The following is a 23632-nucleotide window of genomic DNA, read 5'->3' as shown; positions in this document are numbered from 1 at the left end:
CTTACAAAATTCACTGTTAGATTGATATTATTTGAACGGTGTTTTATGCAGTAAGTTTTGACTAATATATGAGAAGACGCTATAGGTGATCTGTAGAAATATGGTAAGTATGATTAAGTCTGAAAAAAAGACGGCTATATTGATTTTGTTAATTAACTGCATTTAAATTTTAGAGAAAAGATCCCATATAACGATACCCGCGCTTACAGAAATATTTAGTGAATGCTTACTTCCAAACTGTGGAATTTCTAATACTTCATCACTTGCTGAAACTACATCTTGCTGGACTCCTTTTACTTCATTGCCAAAAATAACGGCATAAGTTTGATTAGGTTGTGGTAGAAATTTGTCGAGCATAATAGCGTTTTCGGCTTGCTCAATAGACAGGATTTTTATGCTTTCGGTTTTTAGCTTTTGAATTAAGGTTAGAGTATCTTCATGATGCTCCCAATTTACTGTTGCTGTAGCTCCTAATGCGGTCTTCTGGATATCTTTATGAGGAGGAACGGCTGTAATACCACAGAGGTAAATTTTTTCAATTAAAAAGGCATCTGCTGTTCTAAACACTGAACCAATATTATTTAAACTTCTAATATTATCTAGAATGATTAGTAAAGGTGTTTTTTTGGAAGCTTTGAATTCTTCTACCGTTTTACGGTCAAGCTCGCTGTTTTTTAATTTCCTGTTGTTTTTCATCGCTACAAAAATATCATTTATTCCTTTTGAGTTGAAATAAGATTGTGAATAAAATTGAATAACTCATAAGGTTGAGGTTATAGAAAAAAGGGCATAATAGTTATTTTAGCTTCTTTCATAAAATTATGTGTTGAATGGCAGGAAAAAATGTTAAAAAGGTAACTCCTTTGATGAAACAATATAATGCAATTAAGGTGAAATACCCTGATGCTATGTTATTGTTTAGAGTAGGGGATTTTTATGAAACTTTTGGAGAAGATGCTATTAAAGCGGCAGCTATTTTAAATATAGTGCTCACAAAGAGAGGAAATGGAAGTGAGCAAGAAACTGCCTTGGCAGGATTTCCACACCATTCACTAAACACATATTTACCAAAATTGGTAAAAGCTGGTGAACGTGTTGCTATTTGCGATCAGCTAGAAGACCCTAAGCAGACCAAAACCATTGTCAAAAGAGGAGTGACTGAACTAGTAACTCCTGGAGTTGCATTAAACGATGAAGTTTTACAGAGTAAGACAAATAATTTTTTATGCGCATTACATTATGGTAAAAAGGCTGTAGGTATTGCTTTTTTAGATGTTTCTACTGGTGAGTTTTTAACGGCGCAAGGAGATACTGCACATATGGATAAGCTAATGCAAAATTTTAGCCCAAGTGAAGTGTTAGTGACAAAGCCAAAAAAACAAACCTTTTATAAAGATTTTGGTCAAGATTTTCATGCTTTCTTTTTAGAAGATTGGGTTTTTAAAACTGATTATGCTAATGAGACATTAAATGATCATTTTGGTACCGCTTCTTTAAAAGGGTTTGGTGTAGATCATTTGCAAGAAGGAATCATTGCAGCTGCTGCTATTTTGCATTATCTAAGAGAGACGCAGCACCATAAGTTAAAACATATCACAGCTATTCATCGTATTGCCGAGGATCAGTACATTTGGATGGATCGCTTTACCATTCGTAATTTAGAATTATACAACCCAAATGCTGCCAATGCAGTTACACTTTTAGATGTAATTGATAAAACTATTTCTCCAATGGGAGGTCGTACCTTAAAAAGATGGTTGGCACTTCCACTCAATAATAGTTCAGCAATACAAAAACGTCATGAAGTTGTTCAATACTTTTTGGATAATACTACTTTGCTTCAGAAAAACCAGCATCAAATCAAGCAAATAGGAGATATTGAACGATTAATATCTAAAGTCGCTACAGGAAAAGTAACTCCTAGAGAAGTGATTCACCTTAAGAACTCCCTAGAAGCTATTGTTCCTATAAAGGCACAAGCTACAAATAGTGATAATGAAGCATTAAAAGTTATAGGAGATACACTTCATGATTGTGAGTTGTTGCGAGAAAAAATAAAAGAAACATTAAATGAAGAGGCTCCTGTTAATATTTTAAAAGGAAACACCATTGCCAATGGATATTTGGACGAATTAGATGAATTGCGATCTATAGCATTCTCAGGAAAAGATTATCTGGATAAAATGTTAGAGAGAGAAACTGAGGCTACGGGTATTACATCTCTTAAAATCGCTTCAAATAATGTATTTGGATATTATATCGAAGTTCGAAATACACACAAGGATAAAGTTCCGGATACTTGGATTAGAAAACAAACTCTGGTAAATGCAGAACGATATATTACAGAGGAGTTAAAAGAGTATGAAGCCAAAATTCTTGGTGCCGAAGAAAAAATTCTAGGACTAGAGCAGCAGCTATTTAATGATTTGGTTATTTGGATGAACGAATATATCAAACCTGTGCAGTTAAATGCTACATTAATAGGTCAGTTAGATTGTTTGTGTTCTTTTGCTCAATTGGCTCAGGAAAATCAATACGTTCGCCCTTTGATGGAAGAATCGTATGATTTAGAAATTAAAAATGGTCGACACCCTGTCATCGAAAAACAATTGCCCCCGGGAGAACCCTATATTGCTAATGATGTGGTTTTAGACAGAGATCAACAACAAATTATTATGATCACGGGACCTAATATGAGTGGTAAATCTGCCATTTTACGTCAAACCGCTTTGATTGTTTTACTTGCTCAGATGGGGTGCTTTGTACCAGCAGAAGAAGCAAGAATAGGTATAGTTGATAAGATATTTACAAGAGTAGGTGCAAGTGATAATATCTCTATGGGAGAATCTACATTTATGGTAGAAATGAATGAGACCGCCAGTATTCTTAATAATATATCAGATCGAAGCTTAGTGCTATTAGATGAAATTGGACGAGGTACCAGCACCTATGATGGTATTTCTATTGCTTGGGCGATTAGTGAATTTTTGCATGAACACCCGGCAAGACCAAAAACGTTATTTGCAACACATTATCATGAATTGAATGAGATGTGCGAAACTTTTGGAAGAATCAAAAATTATAATGTTTCGGTAAAAGAACTTAAAGATACAGTACTATTTTTGCGTAAGCTTGTTCCTGGTGGTAGTGAACATAGTTTTGGGATTCATGTAGCTAAAATGGCAGGAATGCCTCAACAAGTATTGCATAGAGCTAATAAGATGCTTAAAAAGCTTGAAAAGTCTCATAGTAGTGAAGAGCTTACCGATAAAATAAAAGGAATTCAAGAAGATGATGAGTTACAATTAAGTTTCTTTAATTTGGATGATCCATTATTAGAAGAAATCAAGGACGAAATCTTAGATATTGATATTGATACGTTAACTCCGGTCGAAGCTTTAATGAAACTTAATGAGATTAAACGCATGTTAACCAGGAAGAAAGCATCACAAGTGTAAATTTTTTTATTCTTTTTTTAAAAAAGACTTTGGTATTACTAGAATTGTTTTAAATTTGCATCCGCAATAACGATTGCAAAGTTCATAAACAAACTGCGAAAGTAGCTCAGGGGTAGAGCATCACCTTGCCAAGGTGAGGGTCGCGGGTTCAAATCCCGTCTTTCGCTCTGAGATAATATATACCAAGCTGAAGTGGTGGAATTGGTAGACACGTTGGACTTAAAATCCAATGGCCTGTAAGGCCGTGCGGGTTCAAGTCCCGCCTTCAGTACATACGAAACCTCTTGATTTATCAAGAGGTTTCTTTGTTTTTGAACTTTTCTTCGTTGATATTTTAACTCCTTCTTTTTCTTACGGTTTCAACATGGTTTCAACAAACTCTAATATTGTATATTTATTTTTTTGCCTAAAATAGTATTTGACACTAAAAGTTTTTTTCACTTGGATTCTACACTTGAGTTGTAGAAAATTTATAATTATAGCTAAATAACTGTTTTGTACTCATCATCATACAGTATTTTAAATATTAATTACAAAAGTAGATTAGAAAACGAAGCTCATTGAACTGACAATTTTATTATACTTCATTTTTAATACCTGGCTTTGTTTAATTGGTGGTTTTATTGAACTTTTGTATAGAAACCGAGGAATACAAACTATCAAGTTCAATAAAGCGGTTCAATTCCTAAGTTTATCAATTAACACTTAAATGAACCAGTGTGTTATTTGAATATTTTCACTTTAACATCCTTATCAGAATTTGGCGTGCAAAAAATGGATTACAAAAAATTGAGAAAAAAAGTAATCTTTTATTTTTTACTAACTTCGAAACAACCCTGTATCTAAAGATTTCTTCAAATATGGGGTTGTTTATTAAATCAATCATTATGGAAAACCACAATTTCCACATTGATAATTTACTGATATTGTAGTTCTATAAAATTTCCATGATCGATTGCGCTATTAAATGATTAATTATGACAAAAGAAGAATTTTTAAACAATCATTGGTTTAATTTTCCTTTACCTGAAGGAACTGTGTGTACATTAGAATATGCACCAAAAAATGATTCAAATGTAGATGCTATAAGAAAAGCTACATTAAATAATGTCACAGGTGCAAGTGAATTAAAGACGCGGATCGCATTATCACGAAAATTAATTACTAACAAGGATTATGAATATACTGAAAATGATGCTAAATCAATTATTGATGCACATCAAGACTATAATCTCAAGCATCCCAGAATTATAAAGTCTAAATAATCGATGGAAGTAAATAATACTTTAAATAAGGCTTTTGAAAAGCATCAAGAATCTATTAAGAATAATAAAAAAGCTCTGAAGAGATATGTTAATGCTAAAACTAAAGAGGAAAGAAATTTAGAAAAAGACAAATGTGATATATTATATAATGAATCTCAGTTAACCGCAATCAATTTAGACCTATCTATACAAACCGAGTTAATTGGTTCTATTCGAACTTTGGATGAAAGTATAAATAGATTCAATATAGAAAGTGCTAAATCTTCTGCAAGACAAAGAACTTTAACCAGAGCGATTATATTTATTGGAGCTGTAAGCTTGTTAGCCTCTTGTATAAATCTTTTGAAAGCTTTTGAAATAATTTAAAGTTCAATAAAACGATGGAGTAACTCTTACAAAAAGGAATAATACCGATAATAATTCTTTTAAGTTCAATTCCAATTTATTTATTCTTTTCTAGGGAAAGAGGTCCTTCAATTGAGTATTAATATAGAAACGATATAAAAATAGTTCGTGTTGAAGATTCTAATAACTGCAACTTTGGTATGTATCATTTAATATTTAGCGATGAAATAGATGCTTATTTTAAAAATGAGATTGAAGCAGAATTATACAAAGATTTTTTGATAGAAACATTAGTTAATGATTATTATGAAGAGTAAAATGATTAAATCAAACTAACTAGAAATAATAATTAATAGTTCAAATAAATCATTGTTGAATATAGTTTAAATAAACAAACTTTTGATTATGAATGACTCACCCATATGGTATGAACAAATAGCATTTCAAAAGAAAAATAAATATATTACAAATGGACTTACTATTCCATATTTGATAGGAATTTATAAGTTACTTAATCACACTTTAGAAAATCCCATTAAGTCATTGCTAAATAAAATTATTGAATCCGATTTTGATAAGTGTGCTGTGCTTCAAAAATGCCCACAAATTGGCCATTATGTTGTTGGAATCGACAATCGCGAATTTTGTGAACGATTTATGAAAAAAGACATTCAATTTAGAAATTCAAAAGGAAACACAAGCCTCTTTATAACCTTAAACGCAAATAATTTGGGAGATAACGTCGAAAAAATTATAAAGGAGTTTGAAAATTTGTATAGTGAACTAATCCAGAATGACCAACATTCTTGGAATAATAAATTAAAGAAATGGGAAGAATTTGGGCAATCGGAAATTGAAAGAATAAATAAAGTCTAATTAAACGATTAATTCAAATAGATGAAAGATACCAACATAAAGCAAAACATCTACATTAAAGCAATGGAAATTGGATTCAAACACCAAGTAGATGGTATAAAGTATGGAAATATTAAGAATGAACTTGAAAAAGCTTTAAACTTTGAATTTAGTTCGAGTTCGGAATATGCCTTCTTAACATGGTTCCTTCATTATTTTACATCAGAGGATACGTCAATTCCCATTTCCGAAAAGGCTACTAATGATTTTTTATTAACCGTAAACAAATACTTTAAAAGTCATCCTGAAGGTCTGCCTGAATTATATTATAATAAAATCTTAGCAACAATATTTTTTATAAGAGGTGAAGCTGTTAAACAGTATACTGACTATTTGGAATTAGAACAGGCGAAGGAAATAGGAAACAGGGCTTATGGTAAATCAGTTTTATCAAATCAGTTGTCGATAGTTTCTATATTTCTTGTAATAGTATTTTTTACAATCCCGATGGTGATAGATTTTTTCAAGAAAGATAATTACAAACCTCAAGAAGTAATAATTATTGAAGATGAAACAAAGCATTTTGATGAAAAGAAATTCAAAAAAGAAATAATTGATAGTATTATGAATTTTATCAACGAAAAGAAATTAGATTCATTAAATAATAACTCAGATTAAAAGTTCAAATAAACGATAACTTGAGTTTAGATGCGTTTTTCGTGATTAAGATATTTGCAACCTAAAACTAGTAATATAGTCTCTCAACCTAAAGTTCAGTTTTCTTTTCGTGTATACTTTTTTAAAAAAAAAGACTGTCTTTTTCAGACAGCCTTTAAAAAAGTTTAGATTATATCAATCAATAAACTATTAGAATAATCCACCACCTATGACATTACAATTTTCTGCAATCAAGTCGAAAATTTCATTTCTTTGTCCGTTACTATTTCTAGTTACTAATAAGACAGTATATCTACCTGGTTTAGCTATTATAACATTAGCCCTTGATGATGAAGTTGGTTCTATGTATGCAATTTGATGACCACTGGGAGTGATAGACCAAGTGTAAGAATCTACACATTCATCTAAAGGAACAAATAATGTATTATTAATGGTGGTTGTACAGATGTAGTTGCTTCCTAAATTATTGGGTCTATACTCGGAGGGTACCGGACTACCAAAAATAGATCTTATAAATTCAGGCTTTGGTGGTCTATTGCAATCATTTCCACAAATAAATAATTCCTTCAAATTAGTGCATTGTCCTCCATATGTTACTTTAACCTCTCCGCCACTAAAATTATTTGATAATCTATATGTTGCAGTTCTAGTACCCTGACCGGAGATCAATGTCATATTTCCTCGTTCTACAGACCAAAAAATATTATTGGTAAAGTTACTCTGACTTAAAGTATACACTATATTTTCTCCTGGTAATCCGCACTCAGGTCCATCTAAGTTGCTACATGGTACTTTACTATTGAGTTCAGTTTTACTTTCAAGAAATAATTCCTCTTCTGTCTGAATTTCTTCTTTACTACAAGAATAAATAATTACCAGTACTACTGTCAAAATTAGTTTTCCAATTTTTTTCATTTTTTTAGATTTTAAAGTTTATAATTAATGTTTTGATTAACCCACTAATAAAGAGTGTTACCTTAGTGTCAGGGCCAGTATATATGTTACCCCGTTATTTGTTAAATTTTAAATAAAAGCTCTCTTGCCTCCGAATTCTTAATGAGAAATAAATCCAATGGCCTGTAAGGCCGTGCGGGTTCAAGTCCCGCCTTCAGTACATACGAAACCTCTTGATTTATCAAGAGGTTTCTTTGTTTTTAGAACTTCTGTAATTCAGAACATAGATTACATAATTCCAAATTTATCAAAAGCATCAACAGTGCTCATTCCATTTTCTAATGCTTTTTTCACAAGTTGTTCTCCTCTTGATTTTTCTATAGCACCTTCAAAAGCTTCTTTTTCTATTTCTTTGGGTACAATGAGTACACCATCTCTATCTCCATAGATAATATCACCTGGATTAATTTTTATACCATTAATTTCAATAGGTATATTATAATCAATTACTTTTCCTCTTGGTCCTTGGTCTTGCGCATATGTACCTGCTGAAAATGTAGGGAAGTTTAGTTTTTCGATTTCATTGGTATCTCTTGAAAACCCATGAAGTACCGCCCCTGCGGCTTTTAGTTTTATAGCTCTTGTACTCATTAATCCACCCCACAAAGCATAAGAAAATGAAGAGCCTGTGCAAATGTATACGTCATTTTCTTTTAAACTATCCAATGCTTCAAACATAAGTCCAAATGGTTTTTTCATGATCGGGTTATTTGTATTTTCAACAACTTCTTCAAAAACATCAGCTTCTAAAACGGGCATTGCTCTTCCAATAACAATCATATCCTTTGTTAAAGGTTTTATTTTTTGCTCTAAAAATTGATGTTGATAACCTAACTTGTCAAGTATATCCCCTACAAGTGCTGTAAAAAGTTCGCTTTTCGCAATTTTAAAAAGTTCGGCATCAGACTTCCACATAATGGTTTAATTTTTACTTATTTGTATTTTGATTGAATTGTTTTTTAATTTTGATTGTTTAGAAAGGTAGTTTTCCCATTCTTGTGCTGAGTTAAAATCTCCGGCACTTTGCCATCCGTAGCCCGACCAATAGCTCGCGCTTTGATGTATTAGCTTAGAATGTATCCAAATATTATTAAGACTTTCGTCTTCTTTAATAATAGTATCCAAAACTATATTACTTACTGATTTTGGTGTTACAATTACACCTGTACCTAGGTTTGAATTTGCATAAGGTTCCCAATAAGAAAGCCAACCTTCGGCTTTGTTTGAATTTGCTTTTCCTTTTCCTTTATGTAAAGTCACACCTATCGCTATAGTATCCAAAGTATTTTCAGATTTGTACGATACGCTACAATGATACAAGTTACTACCCAAATCTAAAGTAATACGTTTGGTTTCTGTAGCATGCATATTATCTATTACCACAGGTGGATATTTAAGTTCAAAAATACTACGTATAGGTCCATTAGCTAATACTTTCCAAGACACAAAATTTTCACTTAAAAAATGAGTGTTGTTGTTGACTAATGCAATACCTCCACAACCCCTGGTTGTGCCCACATGGTACGCATCTAAACCTTCACCATGATCTTCATGATAAGAAACTCCTTTTTGATGATTAGCATACCACTTATTTATAATTGGATAATTTACTTTTTTTGTCCAACAATCAATTCCGCTAGAAATCAAACCTCCTGGTTTTCCTTCTTCAAATAATTGTTGACATTTTGGGCCATAAGTTCTAAAGGCTACTTTATCGTTTTCCCAGGCAAAATCATCTATTCTTTCAGGAACTATTCTACAAAAAGTACGTAAATCAATTTTGTTATTTATTTGTACTTCTTTTTGATATGTGAGTGTAAATTTTTTAGTTTCATTAGGATTGAAATCAGTTTGAAAAATAATATAATCTTGTATTGAATCTTGATCGATATCGATAAGTTGTGATAGAACTAGGTTGTTTTTAGTATCGAAAATGGATAAATTATTGTATTCTTCTTTAGAAAATTCTGGTAGATTTTTTAATTGAATTTCTATAGTTTCTTTCTCTCTTTTTAACTTAGTATCGTTAACTGTAGTAATAGTGTAGAACGTATCAGTTTCTTGACAAGAAATGAGTGAAAAGCAAGTTATAAAAAGTATGAAAAAATGATGTTTCATGAAAATTCATTGATTTTAAAGATCAAAGAAAAGAAAATGACATTGACTATAATAGATAGATATTAACCAGTATTTTATAAATATTTGCATTTAATAACTTATTTTTATCTTTTTTGGTAAAATTTGTATAATGCCTAAGCCTAAATTCCTTTCCTCTGACCGTACTTCGAATTTTGGAATTTCTGTGTCTTATTTTGAATTGCCATTTTTTTTGAATCCCTTACACTATCATAAAGAATTAGAGTTGGCTTATATTATTGAAGGTTACGGTACAAGATATGTAGGTAGTAGTATTAAATCATATCAAAAAGGAGACATGGTTTTGGTAGGAGAAGAACTTACTCATGTCTGGAAAAGTGATCAACAATTTTATGAAAAAGACACTGATTTATTAACTAAGGCTATTGTATTAAAATTTTATCCAGATTTTGCAGGAAAAGACTTTTTAAGCATACCCGATGTGTATCCAATTAATAGAGTTTTTGAGAAAGCTTCAGGAGGACTTCATATTCAAGGAAAAACGAATAAAACTATTGGCAGTGTTTTATATAAAATGCTAGGTCAGTCTTCTTTAGAACAAATGGCTTCTTTGATTCAAATTTTGAGTTTAATTTCTAAATCCGAGGAGGTTGAAGTATTATCGAATTTTGATTTGCATAAATCTTCCAATCCCAAAGAAAAAGACCGAATGAATAAGATTATTCAGCACACTATGCTAAATTTTACTAAGAATATATCTCTGGATGAAATTTCTAATGTTGCGAATCTATCAAAAAGTGCTTTTTGTCGTTATTTCAAGAATGCGGTTAAAAAAAGTTATAATGATTTTTTATATGAAGTACGCGTTGAATTTGCATGTAAAATGCTTTTAGAAAGTAATGTTACTATTATGCAGATATGTTATGAATCAGGGTTTAATAATCCTTCAGCTTTTTCTCAAATTTTTAAAAAGGCCAAAGGAGTAACTCCAAATCAATATCGTAAATCCAATATGATTGTAAATTATTAATTAGCTTATAATGCAAAAATATAAGGATTAGACTAGCAGCAGCTTATAAAAGTAACATATATAAAACACACATTAATCCTTAGATATTTTATTTTCTGTCTAGCATACATTTTAGAACACTTTTCTTTATTAATACATAGATATTATCAAAATTATTCATGAGTAGTTGCAAAATGATAATATTAATATATAACACATCAAAATCTATATACTACTAAAAATACGCTAACCCTAAGTTTGTACAATTCTTTCTTGACGCAATTCTAGAAAAAAATAATTCATATTATTAAAATTAAGAATATCATAGTATCATAATTGTCAAATAATAAATAAACCATAATGAAAAACGGAATGCTAAATTTTACTACTAAAACATTTGCGATATTTTTCGTATTTCTTTTCGTAGTATCTAATCTTATGGCACAATCTATTTATGAACGACCTCAGATTAAGGAGTTTATAGATAGAGTGAATACGTATCAATTAAATCACCCTTGGAAAGAGTATGATGATAACTGGATAAGAGGAACGTATTATGCAGGGGTAATGGCATGTTATTTTGCGACAGGAGATACTGCTTATCTAGAACAAACTGATAAGCTGTGTACTAGTTTAAAATGGAAAGTACCTACATTACCTCCCGTACATCCTGCAAGTGGAGCTAATTTATTAACTGTAGGGCAATCTATGATCCAGTCTTACATGGCAAAACCAGAAAAGAGTAAGATTAGAGGGATTATTGACCATTTGGACAATCCAAATTTTAGAAATCCAAAAGGGAACCCGCACCAATGGTATTATGAAAATGGCACACGATATGTAGATGCTTTATTTACAGGGCCACCAACTTTAGCGATGTTGTATAATGTTACTGGAGATCAAAAATATTCTGACTGGATGGATGCCATGTTTTGGGATGTTTATGGTAAATTATACAATACAGATACTAATCTGTTTTATAGAGATAAACGCTTTTTTCCTTCAAACAAAAAGGGTAAAAGAATAGTATGGTCCAGAGGAAATGGTTGGGCTATGGCTGGTATAGCAAGGATTTTAGAGTATTTGCCTATGGATCATGGTAATTATAAACGTTATGAGTCTGTTCTTAAAAGCATGGCAGCAGCTTTAAAAGAATGTCAAGCGAAAGAAGGATTTTGGTATCCAAACTTGGCAAATCCAGATCATGCTCCGTTTAAAGAAACTAGTGGAACCAGCTTTTTTATCTATGGTATTGCTTACGGAATTAATAATGACATTTTAAATAAAGATGAATACTTACCGGTAGTTAAAAAAGCATGGAAATCGGTTACTGATGAGATTAGCAAGGAAGGGAAAGTACAATGGGGACAATTGGTAGGAGACCAACCCGTAAATCTTTCTAAAGACGATTCTCACGAATATGTTACAGGAACTTTTTTATTAGCAGCTAGTGAAATGTATAAAATGAACCTTAAAGGAAAATAAGAAAATGGACCATATCACTTACGAAGAACGTTACGCTGCACATCCTGCTGATGTAAAAAATTACGACACTGATAGACTTAGAGAACAGTTTTTAATTGAAAAAAACTTTGAAGCTGATAAAGTTTTATTGACCTACACTATGAACGACCGCTTTATTGCGGGTGGTGCCGTTCCCGTTTCAAAATCATTATCCTTAGATGCTATAGATCCACTTAAAGCAGAATATTTTTGTGATCGCAGAGAAGTGGGAATTATCAATATTGGAGGTGAAGGAATTGTTGAGGTAGATGGAAAAGATATTGAATTACTTTCAATGGAGGGAATTTATATTGGTAATGGAACTAAAACTATTATTTTAAAAAGTAAATCAACCAGTAACCCTGCTAAGTTTTATATCAATTCTGCTCCTGCTCATCAATCGTTTCCTACAAAAAAAATTGAGCTTGAAGATAGGATTACTTTAGATTTAGGAAATGCTAATGATGCTAATGAGCGGCAGATCTTTCAATATATTGTAGCAGCAAGTGTACAAACTTGTCAATTACAAATGGGAATAACGAAACTAAAACCCGGTAGCATATGGAATACAATGCCTCCACATACACACAACCGCCGTATGGAAGTGTACTTATATATAGATCTTCCCGAAGAACATGCAATTAGTCATTTTATGGGTGAAGCTACAGAAACTCGTCACATATGGATGACAAACGAACAAGCGATTATTTCTCCGCCTTGGTCTATACACTGTGCTTCTGGGACTTCGAGCTATAGCTTTGTTTGGGGAATGGCTGGCGAAAATTTAGATTTTACCGATATGGATGCTATCAAAGCAATAGAATTAAGATAAGATGGGGGTTTTAGATAGTTTTAAACTCGATGGTAAAGTAGTCTTAGTAACTGGAGGTTCTGATGGAATTGGCAAAGATTTGGCACTTAGTTTAGCACAAGCTGGAGCTAAAGTTTGTATTAATGGCCGTTCTGAAGAAAAACTGGACCAAGCGAAAAAAGATTTTAAAGAAAAAGGATTTGATGTATTTGCTATTGCTTTTGATGTTAGTCATGAAGAAGCAGTAAATGCAAGTATTAAGACTATAAAAAAAGAAATAGGTGCTATTGATATTCTTATCAATAATGCAGGAATTATTAAGCGTACACCAATTTTAGAGATGGAAGAAAGAGATTTCAAAGAAGTCTTAGACATCAATCTTGTTTCTGCATTTTTAGTCTCAAAAGCTGTAGTTCCTGATATGATTACCAAAAAGGAAGGAAAAATTGTCAACATTTGTTCTTTAATGAGTACGTATGGTCGCAACTCGGTTTCAGCCTATGCTTCTGCAAAAGGCGGTTTAGCCATGCTTACCAAAAATATGTGTGTAGAATGGGGTAAACACAATATTCAAGTCAATGGGATTGCACCGGGATATATCAAAACTGCAAAGACCGAAGAATATGCTAGTAAAGGACATCCATTTAATGATCTAATTATGACTCGTACTCCAGCAGCTCGTTGGGGTGTTGTAGAAGACCTATCTGGTACTGCTATTTTACTTTCTTCTAAGGCGGGAGATTTTATTAATGGGCAAATCATTTATGTAGATGGTGGTATTACGGCTAATATGGGGTACATGGAAAACGAGAATAATTAACTAACAACAAAATGAACTATTACAAAAAAAGTATTCCATAACAGATTAGCCTGTTATTTGAAATACAAAAAGAAAACCGTTTTAGATTTGAAACGGTATTTTCTTTCATAAAAAAGCGAATATGTCAAAATTCAAAAAAATACTAGTCAGTGTTTTACCAGGAATATTCTTAATAGGATACAACGTTGGAACAGGAAGTGTAACTTCTATGTCTAAAGCTGGGGCTAATTTTGGTCTAGATCTTCTGTGGACTGTTCTAGTAAGTTGTGTTATGACATATTATTTAATTGTGCTATTTAGTCGCTATACTATGGTGACTAAAGAAACCGTTATTCAAGGTATTAAAAAACACATCCATCCTGTTTTAGCAATTGTGTTAATTGTTGCTTTATCTACTATAATAGTTAGTGCACTTACTGGCTTATTAGGTATTATGGCGGATGTGATGGCAGAATGGTCGGAAGCCGTTTTACCATGGCATATTTCATCTTTATCCTGGGCAATCTTAATTGGAGTTTTAATTTATGTTCTTATTTGGATTGGGAACTATAAATTATTTGAAAAAATCTTAGCTATTTTGGTAGCAATAATGGCCTTAGCTTTTGTGACTACTATGTTTATAAATTTCCCATCTGTATCCGAGTTGGCAAAAGGGTTTATTCCAAGGTTTCCGCAAACTGCTGAAGGTAGCGATAATAGCCCATTTATTATTATAGCTGGTATGGTAGGCACTACCGTATCGGTATTTGCCTTTGTAATTCGATCACAAATTGTGAAGGATACGGGTTGGAATATGTCCGACAATAAGGTTCAAAAACGTGATGCATTTGTAAGCGCTTCTTTAATGTTTATTATTAGTTCTGCTATACTTATTACTGCTGCTTCGACTTTAAATGTTAAAGGTTTAAGCTTAAACAATGTTGCAGAAATGATTCCCTTAATGGAGCCTATTGCTGGCAAAGGAGCCCTAGCTGTTTTTGTTATTGGTATTCTTGCTGCCGGTTTATCTTCTCACCTTCCTAATACGCTTGTGATTCCTTGGCTCATCATAGATTATAAAGAACAGGAAAGAAATACAAAAACAGTAAGTTCTAGAGTAATCGTATTACTTTTAACATTATCTAGTGTTTTAGGTATAGGTCTTGGTTTTAGACCCGTATTTATTTTAATGTTATCACAAGCTAGTATAGCTATAGTACTGCCCATTACTATTGGATCAGTGTTTTACTTGACTTGTAAAAAGTCACTAATGAAATCGAATGTAAATAAAATACATGATATCATTGTACTAATATTGATTATGGTATTTACATTATATGTTAGCGGTCTAGGTATTCAAGGTTTGATAAAAGATCTAACTAATTAATCTATTAGACTATTTTTAAAGTTGGAATTACAGAGATTAAACTCACAGAAATACAATAGAATAGTAGCTTTAAGACAAACCGATATGAAAAGATTGACAAAAATAACATTACTATTTGTCCTTTTGGGGATGGTTTCTTGTAGTAGCTTTTTAAATGGTCAAAGTCAACCTCAAAAAGAGGAGATAAAACATGCAAAACGATTAATTCCAGAGCTAGTATTGCAAAATAATGTTCTTAGTAAAGAAATTCATCCTCTTTCAGATAAAATAAATAGTTTTTTAACTCGTCAAAATAAAGAGAAAGATTTCAAACCTCTTAATTTTAAAAAAGAAGAATACCTAAAAGTAATCGATAAACAGGTTCGTGCGACGTTAAAATATCAGGACGATACAGGGCGTATAATTGATCCAATAGAAAAGACTGAGAAATATTATACCACTCCGTGTTATGCACATAGTGTTGCTGTTTTAGTGGCTTCTGGGTATATTGATAAGAATGACTCTTTAGCTTTAAGTGGAGTAAAAGCACTAGACATTGCGCTAACAGAAATGGTAAATGCCACTGTGAATGGAAACCATGGAGATTTTTATACTTGGCCAGCGATGCTTGCTTATGAATTATTCAAGCCATCTGTGAGTAAGGAGATATTGCAATCATGGGATAGTAAAATACAAGCTATTAAAATTGAAAAACTATACGCCACTTACAATAAGAAAGAAGGAAATAACTGGGTGTTAGTTCATACTGCAGGAGAATTTCTAAGAGCTCAAAGCGGTTTTACTTCTTTTGATTATGCAGAACAGATGTTAAAATTTCAGCTAGCCAATTTTACAGATTTAGGAATGTATAATGAAGGAGGAAATCCTTTGGCCTATGATCTTTTTCCAAGGCATTACCTATCAGGAATGTTACAATTAGGGTATAAAGGGAAACAAGCTTTGAAGATGAGGGATAACTTATGGAAAGGAGCGTGGACATCATTATTTATGCAATCTCCTTTTGGAGAACTTCCAACAGGATATAGAAGTAGTCACCATATTTGGAACGAAGCAGAGCAATGTGTTGTTTTTGAAATATATGCATCAGCATATGCTAGTTTAGGTAAAAATAAAGAAGCAGGAACTTTTAAAAGAGCGGCTATGCTATCATTAAACTCCATAAATCAATGGATTAGAGAAGATGGTTCAGGGTATATTGTTAAAAACCGCTTTCCAATAGAAAACAAACACGGATACGAGCGCTATTCCGTACATACTTGTTATAATATGTTAGCCACATCTATGTTGGCTCAAGCATGGCAGTTTTCTTATGATTCTATTAAAGAATTACCAGCGCCAGCCGATACAGGAGGATTTGTAGTTCCAGTATTAAAACCATTTCATAAAATATTCGCAAATGCTAACGGGACCTATGTTGAATACGAAACGAAAGGCGATCAAAAATATAATCCTACGGGAATTATTAGATCTCATATCAAAGGAGGACATCCTCAATTAGGTCCATCAAATGGAATTGCACCACTATTTAGCGGAGCAGATGCATATATGGCTACAGGACCTTTATGGCAAAATCCCGATAATACATGGAGTTCTTTGGCCGAACTAAAAGTAGATCCGTCTAGTGTTGAGGTTTTAGAAGAGAATGCCAATAATGTATCGTTTAAAATTACCTATGATATAGTTCCTGAAAAATCACAATCTATTACCGAACTCATTTCGATAAAAGATCATAAAATAATCGTTGAAACCGAATTCATAGGTTTTGAAGGAAAAAAACGTATTTCATGGCCAATGCTGGTTAGCGATGGAAAAAATAAAGTAAAAAGTAGTATTTCGGATCGTTCTGCAGTTTTGGTACTTCATGAAAAAAGTGTGCGTTTTACAGTAGTTCAACCTGAAAATGTAAAGTTATTATCTTCTGATTATTTAGTTAACTGTGTAAATGGAATAGCTAAAGGTCTTTTTGTAGAGTTTTCAACAAATAAAGTAATATATACGTTAGAATAGTGATGTGGACTAAGTACTTTTTTTTTGTACGGTAGTTTTGTAAAATTCATTATATATTAGAAACTCTTATAGTAAAATAAGAAAAAGCAATTACATAAAATCCATTTAATTAGTAATCCTAACTATATTTGTGTCAGAAATCTTTAAAACAATACTATAGTTATGAGTAAATCAATTTTTTATCACGCAGGATGTCCAGTTTGTATTAGTGCAGAACATGATATCGTAAACCTAATAGGAAATGATAATGTTGAGATCCTAAACATCGGAGAAGTTACAGACAGAATTCAAGAAGCCGAAACGGCTGGTGTACAATCTGTACCTGCTTTACTAACTCCGAATGGAAACGTATTACACTTAAATTTCGGTGCATCTATGGCCGATGTTAAAGGGTAATTTTTTCATCAATAAAGTTAGGAGTCCAAATTACTTTGTGGTTCCTAACTTGTTTTTTTTAATTAAATAACATTTAAAACAATACATATGAAATTAAATATATTAATGCTAGTTGTGTTAATGAGTTTCGGAATCACCCTAAGCTCATGTGCACAGGAAAGACCTTATAATAATGATGATTTTCAAGTTACTAAGGCACAGGTTACACATCACTCAGACCTAAGCATAAGTGTATGGGAAATTGATGTTAAAGGAACTGCCGGTAAAACAACTCCAACTCCTAATGGAGCCTTAGATGGAGCTCCGGTATTAGGTTACGTTTTTCCGACATCATTAAAACCAACAGATGTAGGTTTTAGTGCAACCGAAGGTATTGTAGCAATGGCATTAACATCTCACCCAGATTTTGACGATACACCTATATGGGACGAGAATAATGATGCAGATTTTGCAAATGATGGTATTATATGGCATCCACATTGGGTTGTTCTTCACGAAGACAAACGTGTAGCTGGGGGATTAGCGGTAAAGCAATTCACAAAAGCCGATAATGTAACTTTGCCACCTACAAATCCTGGAATGCCAATGTATATGGATTCTCCTGGTTTTCCTGTAACAACACAGGGTAATACCATAAAAGTAGTGGTTCCTGATTACAGAATGAACAATCAAACTTCATTTAAATATGACGGCGTAGCGGCATATATGATCGTAAACACCAGTAAAGAAGATAAACCTATGTTAGGCGTCTATGATGTATTTAGTGTAGCGAGCGGAGATTTGTCGCTTCCGTATACAGTTAAAAAATAATAATCGATAGAATAGGAGTAGTTAATTAAAAAAGTAAAATATGAAAGTTTCAGTATACGATACATACGTTCCTAAAGATGAAAAAGTAATAATGCATTTTGACATACTTGTTCAGGATAACAATGTTATTGAAAATGTTTATAAATACGGAAAAGAATATTTGAATTCAAAAGGTATTTCGGACTTCCAGCTATCAACAAAAGAATGTAATTTTTGCCATATGGAAATGGCGCCCGATGTAGTCGAAAAAGAAATTAAAGAAAAAGGACATTACATTATTGAAATGGAGAATTGCTAAAGCATTACAAATAAAACTAACAGATTTAGATTTAAGCTAACAAATAAATTTTAAGTAACATGAAGAAGATTGAGTTAGAGATTGGAAATGAGATTCAAGGAAAATTCGTTTTAAAAGACCTTAATCTTCTTCTTGTTTTTCAAGTAAATTGCCCAGGGTGTTTTTCTTATGCATTGCCATATTTTAATAAACTTTATAATGAATATAAAACCAAAAACATCTCTTTTCTAGCACTTTCTACAGCTTTTGAAGACTTTGATAAAAACACGTTATTACATACTCAAAACCTGATTAAGGATGGAACTTTAGTTGGTGAGACAAAAAAAATGATGACGCAAGAAGGTTTTGAAAAATTGCCTTACCCTTTAGATTTTCCTATGGTTATGGATAAAATAGAAAAAACAGTTAGTGACCCGACAGATGTTGTAGATAAAATATGTAATATCAATCCTGATTATGTATTATGGCCCGATTTTGAAAAGAAAATGTTACAAAATCGCGTTAAGAACTATTTAAATTCTTTGGATAATGTAGCATTGACCTTTACCTTAAATCAATTAAGAGGAACTCCGAGTTTTGTTTTATTTAATTCTAATTATGAAATATTAGGAGAATGGTTTGGTCATGTTCAACATGCAGTAATTGCTGATAAAATCAACCAATTTCTTGAGCCTAAAGCGTATTAATGGTAGCAATTGGTTAATAAAACAATAGTATTGTCTGTATAGGTGATGAAATAGAATATGCTAAAAAATATGCTATAATGATAAGGATTGCTAACTTTAGCAAGTTAAAAAAAGATAGGCAATAGTAAATGAATAAGAATGATTTAATAATTAGCTCAAAAGAAAAAGTTGTTCCTCTTGATAGGATTAAGTTTAGTCAAGAAAATAAAGACAAACTGAATCAGTTGTTAAAGGAATTTAAATATATTGAAACTTTAAAGCAGTATGAGTTACCTGTAGATAATAAACTTCTGTTATTTGGTCATACAGGTTGCGGAAAAACCACTACCGCCAAGGCGATTGCTGATTTTTTGAATAAGAAGATTTTTGTTTTAAATTTAGGAACAATAGTATCCTCAAGATTAGGTGAGACCGCCAAAAATATTACCAATGTTTTTAAAATAGCCACAAGAGAAAATGCCGTGCTTTTTATTGATGAGTTTGATTACATTGGACGAATTAGAGATTATGATAAAAAAGACTCTGGTGAAATGAAAAGACTAGTGAATACGATTATACAATTAATCGATTACCTACCAGATTCAACTTTATTAATTGCCGCAACAAATCATTCAAGTATTATTGACACTGCTTTACTAAGACGTTTTCAATTAAAATTGAAATTCACGCTACCAACCAATACCGAATTGGATCAATTTTACGATTCACTATTAGAACAATATCCAGAAACGTATAGAGTATTAAATAGATGCTACGGTATTTCTTATGCCGAAGCAAAAGATAATGTATACAGAGAAGTGAAGAAGAGAATTATTGAGGTTGAAGAATCAAAAGAAGTAATAAAATAAAGGATGATGAATGATACAGAAATACATCACAAAATAACCCAAGCGCTGGAGCGTATCTCTAAAACTTTTAGGGTACTACTTTGGGAAGAAAGTAAAAAACATAAAATCAGTCCAATACAAATACAGATATTGATTTTTTGCCTAACACATAAGCAGGAGATGTCTAAGGTAAGTTTTTTAGCTAAAGAATTTGATCTAACCAAAGCTACAATAAGTGACTCTGTTCGAGTGTTATTGCAGAAAGAACTTTTGATTAAAATCCCTGATACCTACGATTCTAGAAGTTATAGTCTTCAGTTAACTACTAACGGTAGAAATATTGCAAAGCAAACAGTTAATTATACAGAGGCTCTTGATACTTCTATAGCATCCTTGAATGATACAGAAAAAGGGCAATTTTTAAATAATTTATTAAATATTATTGAACGACTAAATAAAAAGTCAGTTATATCTGTACAGCGTATGTGTCTTACCTGTTACCATTATAGCAAGAGTGAAAACAAACATTATTGCAATTTCCTTAAGAAACCTCTAGAAAATTCTGAATTGCGCGTTGATTGTCCAGAACATAAAATGGTAGAATAACAATGGATTTAATTGCCAAAAACATTAATATAATCAATCAAAGAATACAAACTGCTTGTAATCGCTCAAATAGAAATTTAAGCGATGTTCGTATGTTATTGGCAACAAAAACAGTTGATACTAACAGAATTAATTTTGCATTAGCACAAGGAGTATCATTAATAGTAGAGAATAAGGTTCAAGAACTTAAAGAAAAATGTAGTGCAGTCTGCCATTTAAACCCAGAAGTACATTTTATAGGACATTTACAAACTAATAAAATAAAAGAAGTGTTGAAATGGGCATCTTGTATCGAATCTATTGATAGAATATCCCTAGCAAAAAAACTACATCAAAGGTTACGTTTAGAAAAAAAAGAAATTGATGTTTATATCCAAGTAAATACTTCTTTTGAAGAAAGTAAATTTGGAATTGCTCCAAATGAGACCATAGATTTTATACGAGAAGTTGCAGCGTTTGATACGATACATATTAAAGGGTTAATGACTATAGGGTTACTTAGCTCGGATTCAAAAGAAGTGAGAAAATGTTTTCGTCTTTTAAAAGAGCTTCAGAAAAAAATTATGGCGCTAAAAATCCCTAATGTAGACATAAAAGAATTGTCTATGGGAATGAGCAGTGATCTTGAAATAGCCATAGAAGAAGGGGCAACAATAATTAGAGTTGGAACAGCTATTTTTGGAGATAGAACTTATCCCGATAGTTATTACTGGAACGAAAATGAGTAATAGAGATAGTTTATATATACAAAGAGTACTTCGTAAACCTTTATTCGTCTAGTGTTTTTCTACTACTAGTAATCATAATTTTTTACACATTCGTTAGTTACTTTATAAGATGTTAGACATCATTAATTTTAAATAATCGAACTCTTTCTACTTTAGTCTTCATATCTATTATAGTCTGTTATACAAGAAATAATTCTTCTAAAATTTTTATATCACTTTTTAATGCTGGGATTTTGTAAAGTATTTCTAACTAGAGTGATATGTTTTGCATAAACAAAATTTATGTTTTTTATAATAAATATAAATAAAAATATATGATATAAAGTTTAGAGCTTTGCGCAAAACAAAATAAATGAAAGAAGACAATTCAAAAACTAGTACTCAAAGTGATATCGAAGTAATACCGCTTTATAGTAAAAGAATCAATTCAAAATTAAAGAAGTTAAGCGCAATCGTTGGACTTCTTTTTTTTGCCTTTTTTATATCCTTATCTCTAAAAAGCGGCTCACTTTTCTTGCCTGAAATTTTGAAATGTGGATTTATAGTGGGATCAATCTATATATTTCATCTTATAACCCATAATGACTGAATCTTATCAATTAAAAAAATCAACCTTTTAAAATAATTAATTACAGTTGTTATGGATATACATTTATTGGTAGATAATTTAACAAATCCGGCGTTACTTTTTTTCTTTTTAGGAATCCTTGCTGTGCAGCTTAAAAGCGATCTTAATATACCTGAGAATTCTTCAAAATTTATCTCTTTGTATCTTTTATTGTCGATAGGTTTTAAAGGAGGTCAGGAATTATCTCATAGTGAATTTAATGCAGAAATTGTGTGGTCCTTTTTCTTTGGTATAATGCTAGCAATTATAGTACCTGTGTATACTTTTTTTATATTAAGAAAAAAGTTTAGTTTAGAAAATTCTGGAGCAATAGCCGCCTCTTATGGTTCTGTGAGTGCCGTTACTTTTGTTACAACAATCACTTTTTTAGAGATGGAACAAATTGCTTTTAATGGTCATATGGTTGCAATTATGGCACTTATGGAAGCGCCTTCTATAATGGTAGGATTGTTATTGATTACAGTCTTTAAGAAAAACAAGAATGAAGATAAAATACCGATGAAAAAAGTGTTGCATCATGCACTTACCAATGGCAGTGTGTTGTTAATAATAGGAAGTCTTATCGTTGGGTTATTAGCAAGTGAATCTCAAGCAGAAGGAATTAAACCTTTTACCACGGATATATTTAAAGGATTTTTGGCTGTGTTTTTACTCGACATGGGGATTACTAGCGGACGCAAACTCTCTGATTTTATAAAAAAAGGATGGTTCGCATTTTTATTTGCGATACTAATACCTATTGTTAATGGATGTATAGTTGCGGTGATAAGCGGAGCTTTTATTTCAGAAAATGGAAATAGATTGTTGTTTGCAATATTAGCAGCAAGTGCTTCTTATATAGCAGTTCCTGCAGCGATGAGGTTAGCAGCGCCAAAAGCAAACCCTAGTCTTTATATACCAATGGCATTGGCGATTACATTTCCTTTTAATATTACTCTTGGAATGCCTTTATATTTATGTATTATTCATCTATCATAATAATATTTTATGATTGTTATAAAATATATAAATAAAAATATATAGAATTTATAATGCACCTTTGTAGTAGATAAAATAAAAAAATAGTAATTCATAGTTATGGAAACATTAGAAACAGCACCAGTAATGCTAAAAACAAGCCAAGACATTAATTTAATAGATGGCGTTTTTACGGCGACAGAAGCTGCAGATATTATCAATTCTGTACTCAAAGTGAAAATCAATTTTCATAAACTACAACGTTTATCGCGTACAGAAGGTGATTTTACCGATAGTTGCGAATATGATAATGGTAGAATTGACGAATTAATTTCTGAACAAGAAATTGCTAAAGAATTTTTTGGACAGGCAAGACTGGAAGGAAAGAAATTAAAAATGAAGAGTACTATAGAAATTTTTATAGAGGACTAATAATTTCGTAGTAATCATAAAAGTATTGTTTGATTAATGATTTGATTTCCCCTAATTATTTGTTAGAGCTAAAGGCGATCTTCGTACGGATCGCTT

General features: G+C 31.8%; 24 protein-coding genes and 2 tRNA genes. 22 read left to right on the top strand and 4 right to left on the bottom strand.

Annotated features, from left to right (window positions below; translation table 11 throughout):
- Positions 1-162: 162 nt before the first annotated feature.
- A complete protein-coding gene (locus AWE51_RS19630) occupies positions 163-696 on the bottom strand; it encodes an RNA methyltransferase (RefSeq protein ID WP_066317115.1) in 534 nt (177 codons plus the stop codon).
- Positions 697-830: 134 nt separating this feature from the next.
- Here AWE51_RS19630 and mutS point away from each other — a divergent pair, with 134 nt between their 5' ends.
- The 7 genes from mutS (at position 831) to AWE51_RS19595 (ending at position 6601) form a co-directional block, all read left to right on the top strand.
- Positions 831-3458 (top strand): DNA mismatch repair protein MutS, encoded by a 2628-nt coding sequence (mutS, locus tag AWE51_RS19625; protein ID WP_066317112.1) that lies wholly within the window; start codon positions 831-833, stop codon positions 3456-3458.
- Between the two features lie 95 nt (positions 3459-3553).
- Positions 3554-3625, top strand: a tRNA-Gly gene (locus tag AWE51_RS19620).
- A gap of 19 nt (positions 3626-3644) precedes the next feature.
- Positions 3645-3729 (top strand) — tRNA-Leu (locus AWE51_RS19615).
- A 706-nt stretch (positions 3730-4435) separates the two neighbouring features.
- Positions 4436-4723, top strand: a complete 288-nt coding sequence (locus AWE51_RS19610) for a hypothetical protein (protein WP_066317110.1) — start codon at positions 4436-4438, stop codon at positions 4721-4723.
- A gap of 3 nt (positions 4724-4726) precedes the next feature.
- On the top strand, positions 4727-5089 hold the full coding sequence (locus AWE51_RS19605) for a hypothetical protein (RefSeq protein ID WP_066317108.1): 363 nt from the start codon (positions 4727-4729) through the stop codon (positions 5087-5089).
- Between the two features lie 384 nt (positions 5090-5473).
- Entirely contained in the window at positions 5474-5944 is a 471-nt protein-coding gene (locus AWE51_RS19600; protein ID WP_066317104.1) for a hypothetical protein, read from the top strand.
- 21 nt (positions 5945-5965) lie between these two features.
- Positions 5966-6601 carry a hypothetical protein gene (locus tag AWE51_RS19595; protein WP_066317101.1) on the top strand — a complete coding sequence of 212 codons (636 nt, stop codon included), beginning with the start codon at positions 5966-5968 and terminating at the stop codon, positions 6599-6601.
- A gap of 189 nt (positions 6602-6790) precedes the next feature.
- Here the strand turns inward: AWE51_RS19595 and AWE51_RS19590 are convergent, their stop codons facing one another.
- From AWE51_RS19590 to AWE51_RS19580, 3 genes are all read right to left on the bottom strand, one after another.
- Positions 6791-7516 carry a hypothetical protein gene (locus AWE51_RS19590; protein ID WP_066317098.1) on the bottom strand — a complete coding sequence of 242 codons (726 nt, stop codon included), beginning with the start codon at positions 7514-7516 and terminating at the stop codon, positions 6791-6793.
- 267 nt (positions 7517-7783) lie between these two features.
- Positions 7784-8470 (bottom strand): RraA family protein, encoded by a 687-nt coding sequence (locus AWE51_RS19585; RefSeq protein ID WP_066317095.1) that lies wholly within the window; start codon positions 8468-8470, stop codon positions 7784-7786.
- Positions 8471-8476: 6 nt separating this feature from the next.
- Positions 8477-9673 (bottom strand): DUF4861 family protein, encoded by a 1197-nt coding sequence (locus tag AWE51_RS19580; RefSeq protein ID WP_066317093.1) that lies wholly within the window; start codon positions 9671-9673, stop codon positions 8477-8479.
- A 130-nt stretch (positions 9674-9803) separates the two neighbouring features.
- On the opposite strand from AWE51_RS19580, the gene AWE51_RS19575 reads away from it, so the two are divergent.
- The 15 genes from AWE51_RS19575 to AWE51_RS19500 all read left to right on the top strand — a co-directional run bounded on the left by AWE51_RS19575 (position 9804) and on the right by AWE51_RS19500 (position 23536).
- Positions 9804-10682 (top strand): AraC family transcriptional regulator, encoded by an 879-nt coding sequence (locus AWE51_RS19575; protein ID WP_066317086.1) that lies wholly within the window; start codon positions 9804-9806, stop codon positions 10680-10682.
- A gap of 339 nt (positions 10683-11021) precedes the next feature.
- Positions 11022-12146 carry a glycoside hydrolase family 88 protein gene (locus AWE51_RS19570; protein WP_066317084.1) on the top strand — a complete coding sequence of 375 codons (1125 nt, stop codon included), beginning with the start codon at positions 11022-11024 and terminating at the stop codon, positions 12144-12146.
- A gap of 4 nt (positions 12147-12150) precedes the next feature.
- Positions 12151-12996: a 5-dehydro-4-deoxy-D-glucuronate isomerase gene (gene kduI, locus AWE51_RS19565; protein ID WP_066317082.1), complete on the top strand. Its 846-nt coding sequence runs from the start codon at positions 12151-12153 to the stop codon at positions 12994-12996.
- A 1-nt stretch (position 12997) separates the two neighbouring features.
- A complete protein-coding gene (locus AWE51_RS19560; RefSeq protein ID WP_066317080.1) occupies positions 12998-13795 on the top strand; it encodes a gluconate 5-dehydrogenase in 798 nt (265 codons plus the stop codon).
- A 121-nt stretch (positions 13796-13916) separates the two neighbouring features.
- Entirely contained in the window at positions 13917-15161 is a 1245-nt protein-coding gene (locus AWE51_RS19555; RefSeq protein ID WP_066317078.1) for an Nramp family divalent metal transporter, read from the top strand.
- A gap of 84 nt (positions 15162-15245) precedes the next feature.
- A complete protein-coding gene (locus AWE51_RS19550) occupies positions 15246-17168 on the top strand; it encodes a hypothetical protein (RefSeq protein WP_157766179.1) in 1923 nt (640 codons plus the stop codon).
- Between the two features lie 162 nt (positions 17169-17330).
- The gene (locus tag AWE51_RS19545; protein ID WP_066317074.1) at positions 17331-17564 is read left to right on the top strand and encodes a thioredoxin; all 234 of its coding nucleotides are present in this window, start codon (positions 17331-17333) and stop codon (positions 17562-17564) included.
- A gap of 87 nt (positions 17565-17651) precedes the next feature.
- On the top strand, positions 17652-18374 hold the full coding sequence (locus AWE51_RS19540; protein ID WP_066317072.1) for a hypothetical protein: 723 nt from the start codon (positions 17652-17654) through the stop codon (positions 18372-18374).
- 40 nt (positions 18375-18414) lie between these two features.
- Complete coding sequence (locus AWE51_RS19535; RefSeq protein WP_066317070.1) at positions 18415-18672, top strand: DUF2024 family protein; 258 nt, start codon at positions 18415-18417, stop codon at positions 18670-18672.
- A 59-nt stretch (positions 18673-18731) separates the two neighbouring features.
- A complete protein-coding gene (locus AWE51_RS19530) occupies positions 18732-19358 on the top strand; it encodes a hypothetical protein (protein WP_066317068.1) in 627 nt (208 codons plus the stop codon).
- 128 nt (positions 19359-19486) lie between these two features.
- On the top strand, positions 19487-20206 hold the full coding sequence (locus AWE51_RS19525; RefSeq protein ID WP_066317065.1) for an AAA family ATPase: 720 nt from the start codon (positions 19487-19489) through the stop codon (positions 20204-20206).
- 6 nt (positions 20207-20212) lie between these two features.
- Positions 20213-20791: a MarR family winged helix-turn-helix transcriptional regulator gene (locus AWE51_RS19520; RefSeq protein ID WP_066317804.1), complete on the top strand. Its 579-nt coding sequence runs from the start codon at positions 20213-20215 to the stop codon at positions 20789-20791.
- Positions 20792-20793: 2 nt separating this feature from the next.
- Entirely contained in the window at positions 20794-21519 is a 726-nt protein-coding gene (locus AWE51_RS19515; protein WP_066317064.1) for a YggS family pyridoxal phosphate-dependent enzyme, read from the top strand.
- A 640-nt stretch (positions 21520-22159) separates the two neighbouring features.
- Positions 22160-23125, top strand: coding sequence for a sodium-dependent bicarbonate transport family permease (locus AWE51_RS19505; RefSeq protein ID WP_066317060.1), 966 nt, complete (start codon positions 22160-22162; stop codon positions 23123-23125).
- A 99-nt stretch (positions 23126-23224) separates the two neighbouring features.
- Positions 23225-23536 (top strand): hypothetical protein, encoded by a 312-nt coding sequence (locus AWE51_RS19500; RefSeq protein ID WP_066317057.1) that lies wholly within the window; start codon positions 23225-23227, stop codon positions 23534-23536.
- Positions 23537-23632 lie beyond the last annotated feature (96 nt).

It is taken from the genome of Aquimarina aggregata, from assembly GCF_001632745.1.
GTDB lineage: Bacteria > Bacteroidota > Bacteroidia > Flavobacteriales > Flavobacteriaceae > Aquimarina > Aquimarina aggregata.
The sequence above is the reverse complement of the archived record's forward strand: the minus strand, read 5'-3'. Positions and strand labels throughout refer to the sequence as shown.

What these genes read in the sequence shown, in the direction of transcription:
- AWE51_RS19630 (WP_066317115.1), bottom strand. Translation starts at nt 696, where the DNA reads ATGAAAAACAACAGGAAATTAAAAAACAGCGAGCTTGACCGTAAAACG.
- mutS (WP_066317112.1), top strand. Translation starts at nt 831, where the DNA reads ATGGCAGGAAAAAATGTTAAAAAGGTAACTCCTTTGATGAAACAATAT.
- AWE51_RS19610 (WP_066317110.1), top strand. Translation starts at nt 4,436, where the DNA reads ATGACAAAAGAAGAATTTTTAAACAATCATTGGTTTAATTTTCCTTTA.
- AWE51_RS19605 (WP_066317108.1), top strand. Translation starts at nt 4,727, where the DNA reads ATGGAAGTAAATAATACTTTAAATAAGGCTTTTGAAAAGCATCAAGAA.
- AWE51_RS19600 (WP_066317104.1), top strand. Translation starts at nt 5,474, where the DNA reads ATGAATGACTCACCCATATGGTATGAACAAATAGCATTTCAAAAGAAA.
- AWE51_RS19595 (WP_066317101.1), top strand. Translation starts at nt 5,966, where the DNA reads ATGAAAGATACCAACATAAAGCAAAACATCTACATTAAAGCAATGGAA.
- AWE51_RS19590 (WP_066317098.1), bottom strand. Translation starts at nt 7,516, where the DNA reads ATGAAAAAAATTGGAAAACTAATTTTGACAGTAGTACTGGTAATTATT.
- AWE51_RS19585 (WP_066317095.1), bottom strand. Translation starts at nt 8,470, where the DNA reads ATGTGGAAGTCTGATGCCGAACTTTTTAAAATTGCGAAAAGCGAACTT.
- AWE51_RS19580 (WP_066317093.1), bottom strand. Translation starts at nt 9,673, where the DNA reads ATGAAACATCATTTTTTCATACTTTTTATAACTTGCTTTTCACTCATT.
- AWE51_RS19575 (WP_066317086.1), top strand. Translation starts at nt 9,804, where the DNA reads ATGCCTAAGCCTAAATTCCTTTCCTCTGACCGTACTTCGAATTTTGGA.
- AWE51_RS19570 (WP_066317084.1), top strand. Translation starts at nt 11,022, where the DNA reads ATGAAAAACGGAATGCTAAATTTTACTACTAAAACATTTGCGATATTT.
- kduI (WP_066317082.1), top strand. Translation starts at nt 12,151, where the DNA reads ATGGACCATATCACTTACGAAGAACGTTACGCTGCACATCCTGCTGAT.
- AWE51_RS19560 (WP_066317080.1), top strand. Translation starts at nt 12,998, where the DNA reads ATGGGGGTTTTAGATAGTTTTAAACTCGATGGTAAAGTAGTCTTAGTA.
- AWE51_RS19555 (WP_066317078.1), top strand. Translation starts at nt 13,917, where the DNA reads ATGTCAAAATTCAAAAAAATACTAGTCAGTGTTTTACCAGGAATATTC.
- AWE51_RS19550 (WP_157766179.1), top strand. Translation starts at nt 15,246, where the DNA reads ATGAAAAGATTGACAAAAATAACATTACTATTTGTCCTTTTGGGGATG.
- AWE51_RS19545 (WP_066317074.1), top strand. Translation starts at nt 17,331, where the DNA reads ATGAGTAAATCAATTTTTTATCACGCAGGATGTCCAGTTTGTATTAGT.
- AWE51_RS19540 (WP_066317072.1), top strand. Translation starts at nt 17,652, where the DNA reads ATGAAATTAAATATATTAATGCTAGTTGTGTTAATGAGTTTCGGAATC.
- AWE51_RS19535 (WP_066317070.1), top strand. Translation starts at nt 18,415, where the DNA reads ATGAAAGTTTCAGTATACGATACATACGTTCCTAAAGATGAAAAAGTA.
- AWE51_RS19530 (WP_066317068.1), top strand. Translation starts at nt 18,732, where the DNA reads ATGAAGAAGATTGAGTTAGAGATTGGAAATGAGATTCAAGGAAAATTC.
- AWE51_RS19525 (WP_066317065.1), top strand. Translation starts at nt 19,487, where the DNA reads ATGAATAAGAATGATTTAATAATTAGCTCAAAAGAAAAAGTTGTTCCT.
- AWE51_RS19520 (WP_066317804.1), top strand. Translation starts at nt 20,213, where the DNA reads ATGAATGATACAGAAATACATCACAAAATAACCCAAGCGCTGGAGCGT.
- AWE51_RS19515 (WP_066317064.1), top strand. Translation starts at nt 20,794, where the DNA reads ATGGATTTAATTGCCAAAAACATTAATATAATCAATCAAAGAATACAA.
- AWE51_RS19505 (WP_066317060.1), top strand. Translation starts at nt 22,160, where the DNA reads ATGGATATACATTTATTGGTAGATAATTTAACAAATCCGGCGTTACTT.
- AWE51_RS19500 (WP_066317057.1), top strand. Translation starts at nt 23,225, where the DNA reads ATGGAAACATTAGAAACAGCACCAGTAATGCTAAAAACAAGCCAAGAC.